We start from the raw sequence: 14,658 nt of genomic DNA on the forward strand, positions 1-14,658 counted from the left end.
TGCTAACACGACGGTTCTGGCTGGGCAAGAGCGGTCGAAGGAGGTTCCTGAATAGTGTCAGAGTGCCTGTGAACGTGTTTCAGGGTTCGGCGGTGGTTCTTCCGGTCGCTCATAACGATATGAGATACGCCCCATGGGTGAAGTAGAGCGACCCGGGGTGACACGGGATGTCTCGTGTCCCCGGCGGGTCGTGTGCGGTAACAGAGGTAGACAACCCATGGAACGACGCAAATTTGTGGTCGGGCTGGGCGCATTGGCAACTGGAACTGCGGCGGCGACGGGGACGGGTGCGTTCTCACAGGCAACCGTTAGCGGACGGAGTGTAAGTGTCGCGATTGCTGACGACTCTGAAGGGTTCGTCGGGCTAGACACGAGCTACGAGGGACTTCAGAACAGTCAGTACGCGAGCGAAACCGAGGACGGAGAACTCCAACTCCAGTTCAACTCGGAAGCAAACCAGCCCGGCGGAGGATTCCTCAACGACGGCGCAGAAGGGCTTACTCAAAACTCAGAGTACTATTTCGACGGAGTATTCGCAATCGAACACGCTGGACAGTTCGACGAATACGGAAATGTCGCCGGAATTTCGATTGACGATAGCGGTCTCGATAATCCCGATAGTATTCGCTTCTACTGGGAGGTCGGCGATGCGGGCGGCCGAGACACGGACCTGAGCGAAGGAAACGTCGGCATTAGTGCTGGGACCTACGCGAGTATTGGCGTGTACATCGAAACGCCCGACGAGATGCCGGATAACCCCGCGGAATGGGAAACCGGCAGCATAACCATCATCGCTGAGAATAGCGAGTAACATACGTTCGGAGAGCGAAATCTCCGAGATTCTTGTATTAGGCAGGTGCGTTTCTCGCCACTCCCCAGACATTCCTGTGGGGAGTCTTATCGATCGAGTATGTTCCAGAATTAGACGGTCCCCTGTACCGACCGAAGCGAACATCGGGTTGCGCGCGGGACGGCGTACGTCGTCCTCTCCGCGGTGAAGCGCGGGAAGTTGTCGGCCGAGGGGATGCGAGGCGATCGACGCGATGATCGACTGCGGCTGGTACGTCGCGCCAGACCTGTACGCGAGTATCGTCCGGAAGTTGGAGTCGTTCGAGTCGAACTGAAGCAGTCGGGGCGGTTCAATTGGAAGAAACGTTTACTTAGTATTAATAGCAACTCGCTGGCATGGCGTCGACAGTCAAAGTCGACGAGGACGCGAAGTCCCGGCTCGAAGAGCTACAGGCGGAGATACGGCTTCGGACCGGGAAACGCGTCACCCAGCAGGAGCTGCTTTCGCGGCTCATTAGCGACGCGTACGACTCCCGCGACGAGGTGATCGACTCTTTCCGCTCGTCGACGCTTCCCCTGAGCGAGGAAGAGAAAGAGCGGATGGGGCAGGGGCGGGTCAGTTCCGGGGTCGAGACCGACGAGGAGGACATCGACGACATCCTCTACGGATGACTGTCCTCGTCGACACCGGCGTCCTCTACGCGGATCACGTGTACGACGAGGCGGTCACAGCGCCGAGAGCCAGACGGGATCCGTCTCCGCCGGATCGAACGGTAGCGCCTCGACGCGTGCGACCGCCGCGCGGACGGCCCCGCCGCTCATGTCCTGCGGTGCGACGAACACCGGGACGGAAGCGTCACGGTCGGCAAAATCTTTCACGTCGGTCGTGAGGATCGCCATCGCTTCGGATTCGGCGTACGCCGCGATCGCGTCGTCGGTCGCCTCCGGACCCAGTCTAGATATCTCCCGGGAGTACACGACGTCGTGTCCGTCGCCTCGGAGCGCGGAGACGTACTCTTCGGGCACGTTCGCGTCGGCGAGGATCCGCGACACGACTACGCTGCGTCCTCTGTCGACCCCGAGTTCTCGCCGCGGAGTTCGTCGACGAGGGCGCGCGTCCGTCGCTCGCCGTCGCGCCGTCGCCGCTCTGTCTCCCGGTCGTCGCTCTCGAACGCGTCGCGGTGTTCGTAGTAGTGCGCGAGCGCGCCGAAGAGGTCGGCCATCGATATCTCGTACTCACCAGCGACGACGTGCGGATCCTCCCCGGCATCGATCACGCGCCGCTTGACGTCGCGCACGGTAATCCGCGTTCCCTCCACGCGCGGCTCGCCGGAACGAATCTCGTCGTCCTGAACGATTGAAGCCATACACCGAGATACGGCCGATATCCGTTTAGTCCTTCGGGCGCTTACCGACACGGCGCTGATGAACCGGATCGATCCGAGTACGCTCCAGCAGGTAGCTACTCCTCGCTCGGCCCCACTTCCGTCTCGCCGTTTTCTCCTTCCGCCTCCAACACGTCGTCCGCGAACTCCCGAATCGCCCGCTTCTCCTCGACGCTCACGTCGACCGCCTGTGCGCTCTCGATCCCGCCGTTCACGACCGCGTTCTGCTGTGGGCCCCACACCTCCGGCGGCTGTGCTTTGATGTATTCGGCCCACCGGATCACCTGCTCGTAGCGGGGCGGTCGCTCGGGACTGTCGTCACTTCCGGCCGAGCCCTCTTCAGGTGTCTGTGAGTCGCTCATAGCGGTCTTCGACGTCGAGTCGTTCGACCCACGTTTCGAGTCGGCTGCGGGAAAGCGTTTCTCCGAAAAACGCTCCGTCCCGGGTCAGAACAGCCCGGGGACGAGGACGTAACTCAGGAGCATTCCGAACAGTCCGGCGAACAGCGCGAACAGGGCCATCGGGACGATGGCCTTCCGGAGCAGGTCGCCCTCGCGGCCGGTGATGCCGACGACGCCGCAGATGGCGGCGACGTTCAGCACCGAGACCATGTTGCCGAGGCCGCCGCCGACGTTCTGGAGGCTGACGACGATCGTCCGGGAGAGGCCGACCGTCTCGGCGGCGTTGTACTGGAGCACGCTGAAGAGGATGTTCGAGGAGGTGTTGCTCCCGGTCATGAAGGAACCGATGGCGCCGATCCACGGCGATATCATCGGGAGCAGCCCGCCCGCGCCGATCGCGAGCGCCCGGCTGAGCGCCTCCATCATGCCGAGGAGGTCCGCGGTGTTCGTCTGCGACTGGATCATCACCTGCGTCATCGACACCGCGATGATCAGCGTGAGCGCGGCGGGCGCGACCTGCTCGACCGAGCGCCGCCACGCGGCCCCCATCTCGTCGGTGTCCATCCTGTGGATGAGCCCCGTGAGGACGGCGATGGGGATGAACGGCATCGTGCCGGGGAGGTAGAGGTACTGGAGCGTGTAGCCGAGCTCCGTGCCGAGGATCGAGTCGATGCTGACCGAGAAGCTCTGGATCCACGCGAGCACCTCGGTGCCGGCGACGGTGAGGTCCGGCCACCGCGTGGCGAGCAGCGCGAGCGCGACGAGCAGGTACGGCGTCCACGCCAGCAGCACCGACATCTCCTTTTGCGGCTGGTCGCGGGAGATCTCGTCGAGGTCGAGCCCGCCGAGCCAGGTGTCGCTCCACGTCGAGTCGCTCGGGAAGTCCCACTCGCGGTCGGGGACGAGGACGTCGTTGTTCGCGAGCAGGAGCCCGACGCCGAGAACGACGAAGCCGGCCGCGATGTCGGGGAGCGCGGGGCCGACGACCCACGCGACGACCAGCTGCGTCCCGCCGGTGACGGCGCCGAGCAGGACCGCGAACGGAGCGATCGGAAGCGTGTCGCGGACGGCGCCGCCGAGGCTCCGGCCGCCGTCGGCGTCGCCGAACCAGTACGTCAGGAAGAACACGCCGAGCAGGCCCCAGAACACGTACGTCACCCCCGTGACGACGCCGGACCACGCGGAGACCATCGAGAGGAACTCGGAGACGCTCACCGACCCCGACAGCGCCGGTTCGATGACGGCGCCGGTGCCGCCGATGACCGGCGTCCCGGCCGCGCCGAACGGCGGGTTCGGCGCGTTGAAGAAGAGGCCGAACACCGCGGCGGCCAGCGGCGGGAAGCCGAGGCCGATGAACAGGGGCGCGGCGAGCGCGCCCGGCGTCCCGAACCCGGCGGCGCCCTCGATGATCGTCATGAAGCCGAGCCCGATGAGCAGCACCTGAATGCGTCTGTCCTCTTCGATCTGTCCGAAGTACCACCTGATGGTGGCGATGGCGCCGCTCCCCTCGAGGTAGTTCATCAGGAGGATGGCGCCGAAGACGATGAGGATGATGTCGACCGCCTGAAACGCGCCGTACACCGCCGACGCGACCAGCCAGTCGAGCTCCATGCGCCAGTAGGTGAGCCCGATCCCGCCGGCGAGCAACCACCCGACCCCCATCGCGCGGGCGGCCGACCACCTGAGTCCGGCGAGCAGGACGAACGCGACGGCGATCGGGATGACGCCGACGAACGCCAGTGTGAGAACGTTGGTCATAGTTGGGTATTACGACCGTGTCTGGGTGTCTCACAAGGATCCATATGTAACTTTCTTTTTGAACGATAGTAGCTCCGGAGATCGGCGTACCGGACGGGAAAATGATAATAAAAATATATTATATATCGGGATCCGGAACCGCGTACAGGGAAACACCCATTAGGCTGTTGTAGCAACTACGGCGTATGTCAGCCGAGTCAATCGCGACCTTCGAGTCGTCGCTCGACGAGGTCGGCGTCGAGTGCGTCCGGACGACCGCCGGCGGGTTCGAGTCGACGCTGGCGCCGCTCCTCGACGACCCCGCGGTCGGCGCGCCGCTCCCGTTCGACGGCGTCTCGCTCCCCGAGAGCGTGAACGCCGACCCGACGGTCGCGGAGCTCGAGGCCGCGGCGACGGGGGTCACCGCCGCCGGGTACGGCATCGCAGACTACGGCTCCGTGGTGATCCAGGGCGGGGCCGCCGGCGAGGAGCCGGTGAGCCTGTACGCGGACGAGCACGTCGCGGTCGTCGGCGCGGACGACGTCCTCCCGGACATGGACGCCGCGTTCGACCGCCTCGCCGCGGACGTCCGCGAGGGCGCGGGCCAGTCGATCATCGCGACCGGGCCGAGCGCCACCGCGGACATGGGCGCGCTCGTGAAGGGGGCCCACGGGCCGATGGACGTCACCGTCGTCTTACTGGAGGACAGGTAGATGAGCGCCGAAAACCGCCGGCAGAAGGCCGAGCATATCCGGAACCTCCTCGAAACCGAGGGCGACAGCGTCCAGCAGAACACGCGGGTGTTCAACGAGGGGCGCTACGAGTCCACCGCGAAGCTCGACGACTACGAGCGGCTGAAAGACGAGGCCCGGGCGATCAAGGAGGACGCCATCGAGCGGCTCCCGGAGCTCGTCGACGAGGTGACCGAGGCCGTCGAGGCGAACGGGGGGACCGTCTACCTCGCCGACGACGCCGCCGACGCGAACCGTTACATCACGGAGGTCGTCGACGGCCGCACCGCCGTGAAGTCGAAGTCGATGACCAGCGAGGAGATCGAGGTGAACGAGGCGCTGGAGGCGGACGGCGCCGACGTCTGGGAGACCGACCTCGCCGAGTTCGTCCTCCAGATCGCCGACGAGGCCCCGTCGCACATCGTCGCCCCGGCGATCCACAAGTCGCGCGAGGAGATCGCCGACCTGTTCGAGGAGGTGTTCGACCCGGAGGACCCGCCGGAGACCGCCGAGGAGCTGACGCGGTTCGCCCGCGAACACCTCGGCGAGAAGATCCGCGACGCCGACGTCGGGATGACGGGCGCGAACTTCGTCACGGCCGACACCGGGTCGCTCGCGCTCGTGACGAGCGAGGGCAACGCCCGGAAGTGCGTCCAGGCGACCGACACCCACGTCGCGGTCGCGGGCGTCGAGAAGGTGATCCCCAGCGTCGAGGACCTCCAGCCGTTCGTCGAGCTCATCGGCCGGTCGGGGACGGGGCAGGACATCACCTCCTACGTCTCGCTTTTCACGCCCCCGACCGACTCGCCGACGTTCGGCGACGAGGCGCTGGAGTCCGGCGACGGGCGCGACTTCCACCTCGTGTTGATCGACAACGGCCGGATGGAGATGCGCGACGACGACCAGCTCCGGGAGACGCTGTACTGCATCCGGTGTTCGGCGTGCGCGAACTCCTGCGCGAACTTCCAGCACGTCGGCGGCCACGCCTTCGGCGGCGAGACGTACTCCGGCGGGATCGCGACCGGCTGGGAGGCGGGCGTCCACGGCGAGGACAGCGCCGCCGAGTTCAACGACCTCTGTACGGGGTGTAGCCGCTGCGTGAACCAGTGTCCGGTGAAGATCGACATCCCGTGGATCAACACCGTCGTCCGCGACCGGATCAACCGGGGGAAGGACGGCGACCTCGACTTCCTCGTGGAGGGGCTCACCCCGGACGAGGACCCGGGCGGCGTCGACCTCCAGAAGCGGCTGTTCGGGAACTTCGACACGCTCGCGAAGCTCGGGTCGGCGTTCGCGCCGCTCTCGAACTGGGTCGCCGGGGCCGGTCCCGCCCGGTCGGTGTTAGAGCGGACGCTCGGCGTCGACAGCCGCCGCGAGCTCCCGGAGTTCGAGCGCGAGTCCCTCGTCGACTGGTTCGCGGACCGCGGGTCGCGGGTCGACCCCGACGCCGCGCGCGAGCGCGTCGCGCTGTACCCCGACGCGTACACGAACTACGTGCGCACCGAGCGGGGGAAGGCCGCCGTCCGCGTCCTCGAGGCGCTGGACGTCCACGTCGACGTGCCGGCCGCCGGGGAGAGCGGGCGCGCGCCGCTCTCGCAGGGGATGGTCGCGACCGCGCGGTCGAACGCCGAGGGCGTGTACGACGCGCTCGCGCCCGCGGTCGCGGCGGACCGGGACGTGGTCGTGATCGAGCCGTCCGACCTGGCGATGTTCCACCGCGAGTACGAGCGGCTCCTCCCGACGGAGGAGTACGAGGCGCTGAGGGGGAACAGCTACGAGGTGATGGAGTACGTGTACGGCCTGCTGGAGAACGGCGCCGACCTCGGCGCGCTCCCCGGCGGCGACGGCGAGCGGGTCGCCTACCACAGCCACTGCCAGCAGCGCACGCTCGACCTGGAGCCGTACACGACGGCGGTCCTCGACGACGCCGGGTTCGACGTGGCGACCTCGGACGTGGAGTGTTGCGGCATGGCCGGCAGCTTCGGCTACAAGTCCGAGTACTACGACCTCAGCGTCGACGTCGGCGAGACGCTCGCCGACCAGTTCACGACGGACGAGACCGCGGACCGGACGGTCGTCGCCAGCGGCACCTCCTGTCTCGAACAGCTCGACGCGCTGCTCACGCGGCGGCCCGCCCACCCGGTCCGGCTCCTCGACGCGCGGCGAGACCGTCGGTGACGGCTCCCCACCGGCGACGCTCCCGCGCCGCGCGATGAGACCCGGGTTGTCCCACCCGCACCCGGGAGAGCCGACGCCGTCGGGTTCAGGTGCGCTTATGTATCCCCCGGCCGGATCCGCGAGCATGGACGACCACTCCCACGAGCCCGACCCGGACGCGCGCGTGACCGCCCCGATGCAGGAGTTCGGCAGCCGCGAGGTCGGCATCGGCGCGGCCGTCACGCTCGTCGGCCTGCTGATCGCGTACGCGATCCCGTTCCTCGCGACCTTCTGAGCGCAGCGTTCGCTGCGTGTGAAATAGTTCCCGACGCGGTGTAGCGGTGCGACTACCGCGGGTACCAGGCCAGCGGGTGGTCCGCGGTGAGCTCCAAGGAGACGGGCTCGTCGAGTTCGAACTCCTCGACGTGGTTATGGAGGCAGTGGACCGCCTCGCCCGAGTCGAGCTCGACCCGGTAGACGAACGAGGGGCCGACGTACTGCCGCGAGGTGACGACGCCGTCGGCGAGCTCGGGGCTCGCCGGCGTCGCGCGGAGGTCGTCGGGACGCACGAGGACGTCGACGGGCGCGCCGTCGTAGACGGTGTCGTACCCCTCCAGCGTCACGGCGTCGAAGCGGCCGATCCCGGTGTCGACCTTCCCGTCGCGGAGCTCGCCCTCGAGGAACGACGCCCGCCCGAGGAAGGAGGCGACGAACTTCGACTCGGGGCGCTCGAAGACGGACTCGGGGCGGCCCACCTGCTCGATTTTCCCGTCGTTCATGACGGCGACGCGGTCGGAGATGGAGAGCGCCTCCTCCTGGTCGTGGGTGACCGAGACCGCGGTGACGCCGGCTTCCTTCAGGATGCGCCGGACCTCCTCGCGCATCTCCACGCGGAGGCGGACGTCGAGGTTCGAGAACGGCTCGTCCAAGAGGAGCACCTCGGGCTCGGGCGCGAGCGAGCGGGCGAGCGCGACGCGCTGTTTCTGCCCGCCGGAGAGCTGGTCGGGCGTCTTCTCGCCGTGGTCGACCATCTCGACGAGTTCGAGCAGCTCGTCGACGCGCGCCTCGCTCTCCGCGGCGTCGGCGTCGGCGAGTCCGAACGCGATGTTCTCGCGGACGGTGAGGTGGGGGAATAAGGCGAAGTTCTGGAAGACGATGCCCACGTCGCGCCGCTCCGGGGGGACGAACGATCCGTCGCCGGCGACGACCTCGTCGCCGAGCGCGATCTCCCCTTCCGTGGGCTCTTCGAGGCCCGCGATGGTGCGCAGCGTCGTCGTCTTGCCGCACCCGGAGGGGCCGAGGAACGTCAGCAGCTCGCCGGAGCGAACGTCGAGCGAGACGTCGTCGACGGCGGTCTCGGGGCCGAACGCCTTCGTGACGTCCGACAGCGACAGGACGGGATCCGCGACGTCGTTCGCCGCGTCGTTTGAGGCGGCGCTCGCCCGGTGCTCGACCGCCGGGTCCTCCGAATCCTCGGCCGCCGCGTCGTCCGACTCGACCGAGCGCGTCGTGCCGACTGGTTCCGTGGATGCCATCAGTGAGTGGCGGGCACCGGGGAAACCGGCGTCCCGCAGTTGCCGACACATACTTTAGGAGTACCTAAAAGCGTATCGCTCGCTCTCGCGCCGTCGAAATCGGCTGGTCGCGGGGGTACGGAGCGCGGGGCTCGTCGCTCGTCCGCCGCCTCGCGCCGGCTTAGGCCAGCTCGCGCTCGATCACGTCGCGGCGGTCGCGGACCGCGTCGGCCGAGAGCGCGATCGACTCGTCGTCGACCGTCAGCGAGAGGGTGCCGTCCGTCGTCACGTCGCCGAGCCGGAAGACCGGGAGGTCGCCGACCTCCGCCGCGACCGCCTCGGGCTCTGTCGTCTGGACGAGGAGGCGGCCGGGCGTCTCGTCGAAGACCGCGACGCGGTCGGGCAGCGTCGCCTCGACGCCCGCGTCGTCGGTCACCAGTTCGGCGAGCGCGACCGCGAGCCCGCCCTCGCTCACGTCGTGGGCCGCCAGTGTCGACTCGTGGCGGGCGGCCGCCGAAAGCGACGCGACGAGGCCGCCGAGGTCGTCGGCCGCGCCGGACTCGTCGGGCAGCGTCGGGAACCGGTCGCTCCCGCCGGCGTGCGCGAGGTACTCGGAGCCCCCGAGCGCGTCGCCGCCAGCGCCGACGAGGAGGAGTTCGGAGTCGCCCGCGCGGTCGGCGTCGAGCGCGGCCGGCGGGGCCGAATACCCCCGCGTCGTGCCCAGCACCGCGAGCGTCGGCGTCGGCGGGATCGGCCCCTCGACGCTGTCGTTGTACAGCGAGACGTTGCCGCCGACGACGGGCGTATCGAGCGCGGCGCAGGCGTCCGCGAGCCCGTCGACGATCCCCTCGAACGCGCCGTACACGTCCGGCTTCTCCGGGTTGCCGCCGTTGAGGCAGTCGACCGCCGCGAGCGGGACCGCGCCGGTCGCGGCGAGGTTCGTCGCGTTCTCCAGCGCGACGGCGCGGGCGCCCTCGTACGGCGCGACCGCGGTCCACTTCGGGTTCGCGCCGGAGGCGAGCGCGAGGCCGACGCCGTCGGCGGAATCGTCCTCCCGCTCTGTCTCGCGAACTGCGAGCAGCGCGGCGTCGTCGCCCGGTTTCACCGCGGTCCGCGTCCCGACCTCGTGGTCGTACTGGCGGTACACCCAGCGCTTGCTCGCCGTCGAGGGGGCCGAGAGGACGGCCGCGACCGCCTCGTCGAGCGGGGGCTCCTCGTCGGGGAGGTCGCGCTCGGGCTCGCTCGGCGGCTCGCTCGCGAGGTCGTTCATCGGGGCGCCGTCGGCGAGGAACTCGGCGGGCGCGTCGACGACGACCTCGCGGTCGGCCGGATCGGCGTCCGTGTCGTCCGCGAACTCGCAGACGTAGTTCCCGTCGGTCACCTCGCCGATCACCGAGCAGCCGAGGTCGAACCGCTCGGCGAGGTCGGCGACGCGGTCGACGTCGCCGGGCGCGACCTCGTAGCACATCCGCTCTTGGCTCTCGGCGAGCAGGATCTCCATCGCGTTCATCTTCGGCTCGCGCTGGTGGACCTTGTCGAGGTCGATCCGCGCGCCGAGCCCGCCCTTCGCGACGAGTTCGGAGGAGGCGCCGCCGAGGCCGGCCGCACCGAGGTCGCGGGCCGAGAGGACGAGATTCTCGTCCACGAGGGCCTCGTTACACTCGATCAGCCGCTTCTCCGCGTAGGGGTCGCCGACCTGGACCGCGGGGCGGTCCTCGGTCTCGGCGTCCTCGGCGAGATCCTCCGAGGCGAAGGAGGCGCCGCCGAGCCCGTCGCGACCGGTGCCGTTGCCGACGAGGACCAGCTTGTTGCCCGGCTCCTGGGCGGTGGCCGTGACGAGTCGGTCCTCGTTCGTGACGCCGACGCAGGCGACGTTGACGAGGGGGTTCCCCTCGTAGCCGCCGTGGAAGGCGACGCTGCCGCCGACGGTCGGGACGCCGATACAGTTGCCGTAGTGGGAGATACCCTCGACGACGCCCTCGAAGAGGTAGCGGGATCGCTCGCGGTCGAAGCCGCCGAAGTACAGCGAGTCGAGGAGGCCGATCGGGTACGCGCCCATGCTCATCGTGTCGCGGACGATGCCGCCGACGCCGGTGGCCGCGCCGTCGAACGGGTCGACGAAGGAGGGGTGGTTGTGGCTCTCGACGCCGAAGGTGACGTAGGTGTCGCCGTAGTCGTCGGCGTCGCGCTCGCTCGCCGGCCGGTCCGCCGCCTCGGGGTCGGGCAGCGCGAGGACCGCGGCGTCGTCGCCGGGGCCGACCACGACCTGGTCGCCCTCGCTGTCGAACGCCGACAGCAGGGGCCGCGAGGAGCGGTACGCGCAGTGTTCGCTCCAGAGGTTCTCGAACAGCGCGGCCTCGGCCGCCGTCGGCTCCCGACCGAGCTCCGCGGTCACGAGCTCGCGGTCCGCATCGGACAGACTCATTCACTTACGTGGTTACCGAGCCGGTTCTAATGCTTTTCTATACGCACGTTCGTGGTCATCGACAGCGACCGCGACGCCCATGCGACGCGAGAACGGCCCGCGGTGCATGTGCGGTGGCGCGTGCCTGCGAGCGGCCGCCGGGCCGCGAGCCAGCACGCGCGAGGGAGTCAGTCGCCGGAGCGAAGCGACGGCGACTGACGAGGCTGGGGAGGTGTGAGGCTGCGGTCCCGTGAGCGACCGGAGGGAGCGAACGGGAGTACGGAAGTCGCAGCCCGCGCAGCGAACGCAGTGAGCGAGCAGGACCGTCTTCCGGTGGTGCTGTGCTGTGCGGGGCGGGACTCAAAGGGGCAGTCACCGGCGGCTTCGCCGCCGGTTGCCCGTGGCGCGTAGCGCCACGCTGCCGTGAGGCGGGCGCAGGCGACGCGAGCACCGCAGGGAGCGAACGGAGTGAGCGACCGAGGAGCGCGGCGAGCGTGCGCCCGCCTCTCGGCTGGGGCTTTGGAGGTGGTGTCCGTCAACTTGGTCGTAGTTATTTATAAGTAATCGGCTGGGGCTTTGGAGGGATTCGCCGCTGATCTGCTAGCGATCGCTTATAAACAAACGGCTGGAGGATTGAGGGTGTCCGTCGCCGAGCCGCTCGCAATTATTTATAAGAGAACGGTCCGCACCGCTGTGACTGTTTATAAAAGAACGGTCACCGCGGCGAAGACGACCACCGTCCCTACAACGCCGATGGCCATCGCCTTCGCGTTGAGCCGGACCGCCTTCTTGCGGTCGGCGGCGAGCGCCTCTTCGTTTTGAATCTCGTTCGCCCCGTCACCCACGTCGAAGACGCCCATCCCGGCGAAGCCGATACAGAAGCGCTCGCGGTACTGTAACGCCCCCATCGCGGCGCCGTACAGCGGGATCACCGAAGCGATCAGCGCCCAGCGCGGCCACGCGAGCGCGACGACCGCCGCGACGTAGGCCGCCGCGGCCAGCAGCGACCCGACGCCGAGCAGCAGCCGCCGTCGCTGTTGGGTCGGTCCGATGTTGCACACGCCCGGTTGGTACTCCATACGGGATCGAGGGCGTAGGGCAACGAAAACACACCGGATCCGCGCGGGAGCCGAACCCGTGGCGACGGGATGAACCGCGGGAATCGTCGACCGATGACCGAGCAGACGAGGTCACGGCCGACCGTGGTGACCCCTCATTTATTACGGAACGGGTGAAACGAACGCACGAGAATAGCCATGACGGACCCCCGGGACAGGGAGCTACGGCGGTACGAGACGATCCTCGACTCGCTCGACGACGCGGTCTACGCCGTGCGTCCCGACGGGACCATCGCGTACGTCAACGATCGGTACGCCGAGATGAAGGGCGTGAGCCGGGAGGAGCTGATCGGAACGAACATCTACGACTGGGTGACCGAGGAGGCCGCGGAGAAGGCCAGGGAGGTACGCCGCGAGATCGAAGCGGGAGAGCGAACCGCCGGCGCGGTCGAGTACGAGTTCCTCACCGCGGACGGCGACCGGTTCCCGGTGGAGATGCGGTTCAATCGGCTCGTCGACGGGCAGATCGAGGACGGAGAGATCGAAGACGGAGAGATCGAAGACGGAGAGATCGAAGACGGAGAGATCGAAGACGGAGAGATCGAAGACGGAGAGATCGAAGACGGAGAGATCGGAGACAGGGCGTCCGAGCTCGACCGCGTCGGCGTCATCCGGGACGTCCGCGAGCGGAAGCGGCGCGAGGAGGAGCTCCGGGAGAACAACGAGCGGCTCGAGGAGTTCGCGAGCATCGTCTCGCACGACCTCCGGAACCCCCTCAACGTCGCGCAGGGGCGGCTCGACCTCGCTCGCGAGGAACACGACTCCGACCACCTCGACGCCGTCGCCGACGCCCACGAGCGGATGGAGACGCTCATCGAGGACCTCCTGACGCTCGCCCGCGACGGCGAGGGCGTCGAGGACCCGGAACGGGTCCAGCTCCGGGAGTTCGCCGAGACGTGTTGGGAGGGCGTCGAGACCGCGTCGGCCTCGCTCCGGGTCGAGACCGACCGCGCGATCAGTGCGGACCGGAGCCGGCTCAGACAGCTCTTCGAGAACCTCCTGCGGAACAGCGTGGAACACACGGGCAAAGACGTCACGGTGACGGTCGGCGACCTCGACGGCGGCTTCTACGTCGCCGACGACGGCCCGGGAATCCCCGAGAGCGACCGCGAGAGGGTGTTCGAGACGGGGTACTCCACGAGCGACGACGGGACCGGGTTCGGCCTCGAAATCGTCGCGACGGTCGCGGCGGCCCACGGCTGGGACGTCCGTGTCGCCGACGCCGCGGACGGCGGCGCCCGGTTCGAGTTCACCGGAGTCGACGTGCTCGACTGATTGCCTCACCGAGTCGAGGTCGCCGAACCCCCGCTCCGGGTTCCGCGGTGGTAACCCTCAAAAGGGCTCCCGACGACCGTATCGTGTGAAACGGATCCAGCTCGGCAACACCGTCTTCGAGGGCGAAAACGACGCGTACCTGCTCGACGGCGAGACGACCGCGCTCGTCGACACCGGCGTCGCGCTCCCGGACGTTCGCGGGGAGTTGGCCGACGGCCTCGCCGAGTACGACCTCGCGTTCGCCGACGTCGACGCCGTCGTCCTCACCCATTGGCACCCGGACCACGCGGGGCTCGCGGGCGAGATCCAGGCCGCAGGGGGCGCCGACGTGTACGTCCACGAGGCCGACGCCGCCCTCGTCGACGGGACGGAGACGCCCCTGTTCGCCGACCGCGACCTCCAGCGCGAGACGTTCGAGCGGTGGGGGATGCCCGCGGCCGACCGCGAGCGACTGACTGACTTCTTTTCGGCGGTCAGCGCGGACCTCTCCGGAGAGCCCGCGGACGTGACGACGTTCGGGGACGGCGACGCGATCGAGGCCGGCGGCGTCGAGCTCGAAGCCCTCCACCTGCCGGGCCACACCGCCGGCCTCTCCGGGTTCGCGTTCGACCCCCGAACCGTCCCCGACCACGACCCCGTGGGGGGAGAGAATGCGACAGAGGAGGTCTTCACCGGCGACGCGCTGCTCCCGAAGTACACCCCGAACGTCGGCGGCGCGGACGTGCGCGTCGAGGGCGCGCTCGCGGCGTACGCCGAGAGCCTCGCGCGGATCGTCGACCGCGACTTCGACGCGGCCCACCCTGGCCACCGGTGGCGGATCGACGAGCCGAGCCGGCGCGCGGCGACGATCCTCGACCACCACCGCCACCGGACCCGCCGGGTGATCGAGGTCCTCGCCGACCGCGAGGCCGCGACCGCGTGGGAGGTGTCGGCCGCGCTGTTCGGCTCGCTCGAAGACATTCACGTCCTCCACGGCCCCGGAGAGGCGTTCTCGCACCTCGACCACCTCGCAAACGCGGGGGTCGTCGAACGCGACGGGACCGCGTACCGCCTCGTCGACCCCGACCCCGACGTGGACGCGCTGTTCCCGACGACGCCCCTCGACGACCTCGTCGACGGGAGCGACGACGCGTAAGCTGACGCGGAC

Annotated in this window: 14 protein-coding genes and 1 pseudogene; 8 read left to right on the forward strand and 7 right to left on the reverse strand. The window is 68.7% G+C overall.

Annotated features, from left to right (window positions below; genetic code table 11):
* Positions 1 to 217 precede the first annotated feature (217 nt).
* From CPZ01_RS05365 to CPZ01_RS05375, 3 genes and pseudogenes are all read left to right on the forward strand, one after another.
* Positions 218 to 811, forward strand: a complete 594-nt coding sequence (locus tag CPZ01_RS05365) for a DUF1102 domain-containing protein (protein WP_096393780.1) — start codon at positions 218 to 220, stop codon at positions 809 to 811.
* Positions 812 to 964: 153 nt separating this feature from the next.
* Positions 965 to 1,124: pseudogene (locus tag CPZ01_RS15750) on the forward strand (PIN domain-containing protein); the annotation flags it as partial.
* A gap of 61 nt (positions 1,125 to 1,185) precedes the next feature.
* Positions 1,186 to 1,461 carry a hypothetical protein gene (locus CPZ01_RS05375; RefSeq protein WP_096393781.1) on the forward strand — a complete coding sequence of 92 codons (276 nt, stop codon included), beginning with the start codon at positions 1,186 to 1,188 and terminating at the stop codon, positions 1,459 to 1,461.
* Positions 1,462 to 1,515: 54 nt separating this feature from the next.
* Here the strand turns inward: CPZ01_RS05375 and CPZ01_RS05380 are convergent, their stop codons facing one another.
* From CPZ01_RS05380 to CPZ01_RS05395, 4 genes are all read right to left on the reverse strand, one after another.
* Positions 1,516 to 1,842 (reverse strand): DUF5615 family PIN-like protein, encoded by a 327-nt coding sequence (locus tag CPZ01_RS05380; protein ID WP_096393782.1) that lies wholly within the window; start codon positions 1,840 to 1,842, stop codon positions 1,516 to 1,518.
* 2 nt (positions 1,843 to 1,844) lie between these two features.
* Positions 1,845 to 2,156 carry a DUF433 domain-containing protein gene (locus CPZ01_RS05385; RefSeq protein WP_096393783.1) on the reverse strand — a complete coding sequence of 104 codons (312 nt, stop codon included), beginning with the start codon at positions 2,154 to 2,156 and terminating at the stop codon, positions 1,845 to 1,847.
* 95 nt (positions 2,157 to 2,251) lie between these two features.
* A complete protein-coding gene (locus CPZ01_RS05390; RefSeq protein WP_096393784.1) occupies positions 2,252 to 2,536 on the reverse strand; it encodes a hypothetical protein in 285 nt (94 codons plus the stop codon).
* A gap of 84 nt (positions 2,537 to 2,620) precedes the next feature.
* On the reverse strand, positions 2,621 to 4,333 hold the full coding sequence (locus tag CPZ01_RS05395) for an L-lactate permease (protein ID WP_096393785.1): 1,713 nt from the start codon (positions 4,331 to 4,333) through the stop codon (positions 2,621 to 2,623).
* A 185-nt stretch (positions 4,334 to 4,518) separates the two neighbouring features.
* Between CPZ01_RS05395 and CPZ01_RS05400 the strand changes: the two genes are divergently transcribed.
* From CPZ01_RS05400 to CPZ01_RS15365, 3 genes are all read left to right on the forward strand, one after another.
* Complete coding sequence (locus CPZ01_RS05400; protein WP_096393786.1) at positions 4,519 to 5,025, forward strand: LutC/YkgG family protein; 507 nt, start codon at positions 4,519 to 4,521, stop codon at positions 5,023 to 5,025.
* On the forward strand, positions 5,026 to 7,221 hold the full coding sequence (locus CPZ01_RS05405; protein WP_096393787.1) for an LUD domain-containing protein: 2,196 nt from the start codon (positions 5,026 to 5,028) through the stop codon (positions 7,219 to 7,221). It begins immediately after the preceding gene.
* 124 nt (positions 7,222 to 7,345) lie between these two features.
* Positions 7,346 to 7,495, forward strand: coding sequence for a DUF7550 family protein (locus tag CPZ01_RS15365; protein WP_172863932.1), 150 nt, complete (start codon positions 7,346 to 7,348; stop codon positions 7,493 to 7,495).
* Positions 7,496 to 7,547: 52 nt separating this feature from the next.
* On the opposite strand, the gene CPZ01_RS05410 is transcribed toward CPZ01_RS15365, so the two are convergent.
* From CPZ01_RS05410 to CPZ01_RS05420, 3 genes are all read right to left on the reverse strand, one after another.
* The gene (locus CPZ01_RS05410; RefSeq protein ID WP_096393788.1) at positions 7,548 to 8,735 is read right to left on the reverse strand and encodes an ABC transporter ATP-binding protein; all 1,188 of its coding nucleotides are present in this window, start codon (positions 8,733 to 8,735) and stop codon (positions 7,548 to 7,550) included.
* Positions 8,736 to 8,895: 160 nt separating this feature from the next.
* Positions 8,896 to 11,139, reverse strand: coding sequence for a phosphoribosylformylglycinamidine synthase subunit PurL (purL, locus tag CPZ01_RS05415; protein ID WP_096393789.1), 2,244 nt, complete (start codon positions 11,137 to 11,139; stop codon positions 8,896 to 8,898).
* Between the two features lie 680 nt (positions 11,140 to 11,819).
* Complete coding sequence (locus CPZ01_RS05420; protein WP_096393790.1) at positions 11,820 to 12,197, reverse strand: hypothetical protein; 378 nt, start codon at positions 12,195 to 12,197, stop codon at positions 11,820 to 11,822.
* Between the two features lie 177 nt (positions 12,198 to 12,374).
* Between CPZ01_RS05420 and CPZ01_RS05425 the strand changes: the two genes are divergently transcribed.
* Positions 12,375 to 13,511 (forward strand): PAS domain-containing sensor histidine kinase, encoded by a 1,137-nt coding sequence (locus CPZ01_RS05425; protein WP_096393791.1) that lies wholly within the window; start codon positions 12,375 to 12,377, stop codon positions 13,509 to 13,511.
* A gap of 85 nt (positions 13,512 to 13,596) precedes the next feature.
* On the forward strand, positions 13,597 to 14,646 hold the full coding sequence (locus tag CPZ01_RS05430) for an MBL fold metallo-hydrolase (protein WP_096393792.1): 1,050 nt from the start codon (positions 13,597 to 13,599) through the stop codon (positions 14,644 to 14,646).
* Positions 14,647 to 14,658: the final 12 nt, after the last annotated feature.

It is taken from the genome of Halorubrum trapanicum (genome assembly GCF_002355655.1).
In the GTDB taxonomy this organism is placed as follows: Archaea; Halobacteriota; Halobacteria; order Halobacteriales; family Haloferacaceae; genus Halorubrum; species Halorubrum trapanicum_A.

What these genes read in the sequence shown, in the direction of transcription:
- CPZ01_RS05365 (WP_096393780.1), top strand. Translation starts at nt 218, where the DNA reads ATGGAACGACGCAAATTTGTGGTCGGGCTGGGCGCATTGGCAACTGGA.
- CPZ01_RS05375 (WP_096393781.1), top strand. Translation starts at nt 1,186, where the DNA reads ATGGCGTCGACAGTCAAAGTCGACGAGGACGCGAAGTCCCGGCTCGAA.
- CPZ01_RS05385 (WP_096393783.1), bottom strand. Translation starts at nt 2,156, where the DNA reads ATGGCTTCAATCGTTCAGGACGACGAGATTCGTTCCGGCGAGCCGCGC.
- CPZ01_RS05390 (WP_096393784.1), bottom strand. Translation starts at nt 2,536, where the DNA reads ATGAGCGACTCACAGACACCTGAAGAGGGCTCGGCCGGAAGTGACGAC.
- CPZ01_RS05395 (WP_096393785.1), bottom strand. Translation starts at nt 4,333, where the DNA reads ATGACCAACGTTCTCACACTGGCGTTCGTCGGCGTCATCCCGATCGCC.
- CPZ01_RS05400 (WP_096393786.1), top strand. Translation starts at nt 4,519, where the DNA reads ATGTCAGCCGAGTCAATCGCGACCTTCGAGTCGTCGCTCGACGAGGTC.
- CPZ01_RS05405 (WP_096393787.1), top strand. Translation starts at nt 5,026, where the DNA reads ATGAGCGCCGAAAACCGCCGGCAGAAGGCCGAGCATATCCGGAACCTC.
- CPZ01_RS15365 (WP_172863932.1), top strand. Translation starts at nt 7,346, where the DNA reads ATGGACGACCACTCCCACGAGCCCGACCCGGACGCGCGCGTGACCGCC.
- CPZ01_RS05410 (WP_096393788.1), bottom strand. Translation starts at nt 8,735, where the DNA reads ATGGCATCCACGGAACCAGTCGGCACGACGCGCTCGGTCGAGTCGGAC.
- purL (WP_096393789.1), bottom strand. Translation starts at nt 11,139, where the DNA reads ATGAGTCTGTCCGATGCGGACCGCGAGCTCGTGACCGCGGAGCTCGGT.
- CPZ01_RS05420 (WP_096393790.1), bottom strand. Translation starts at nt 12,197, where the DNA reads ATGGAGTACCAACCGGGCGTGTGCAACATCGGACCGACCCAACAGCGA.
- CPZ01_RS05425 (WP_096393791.1), top strand. Translation starts at nt 12,375, where the DNA reads ATGACGGACCCCCGGGACAGGGAGCTACGGCGGTACGAGACGATCCTC.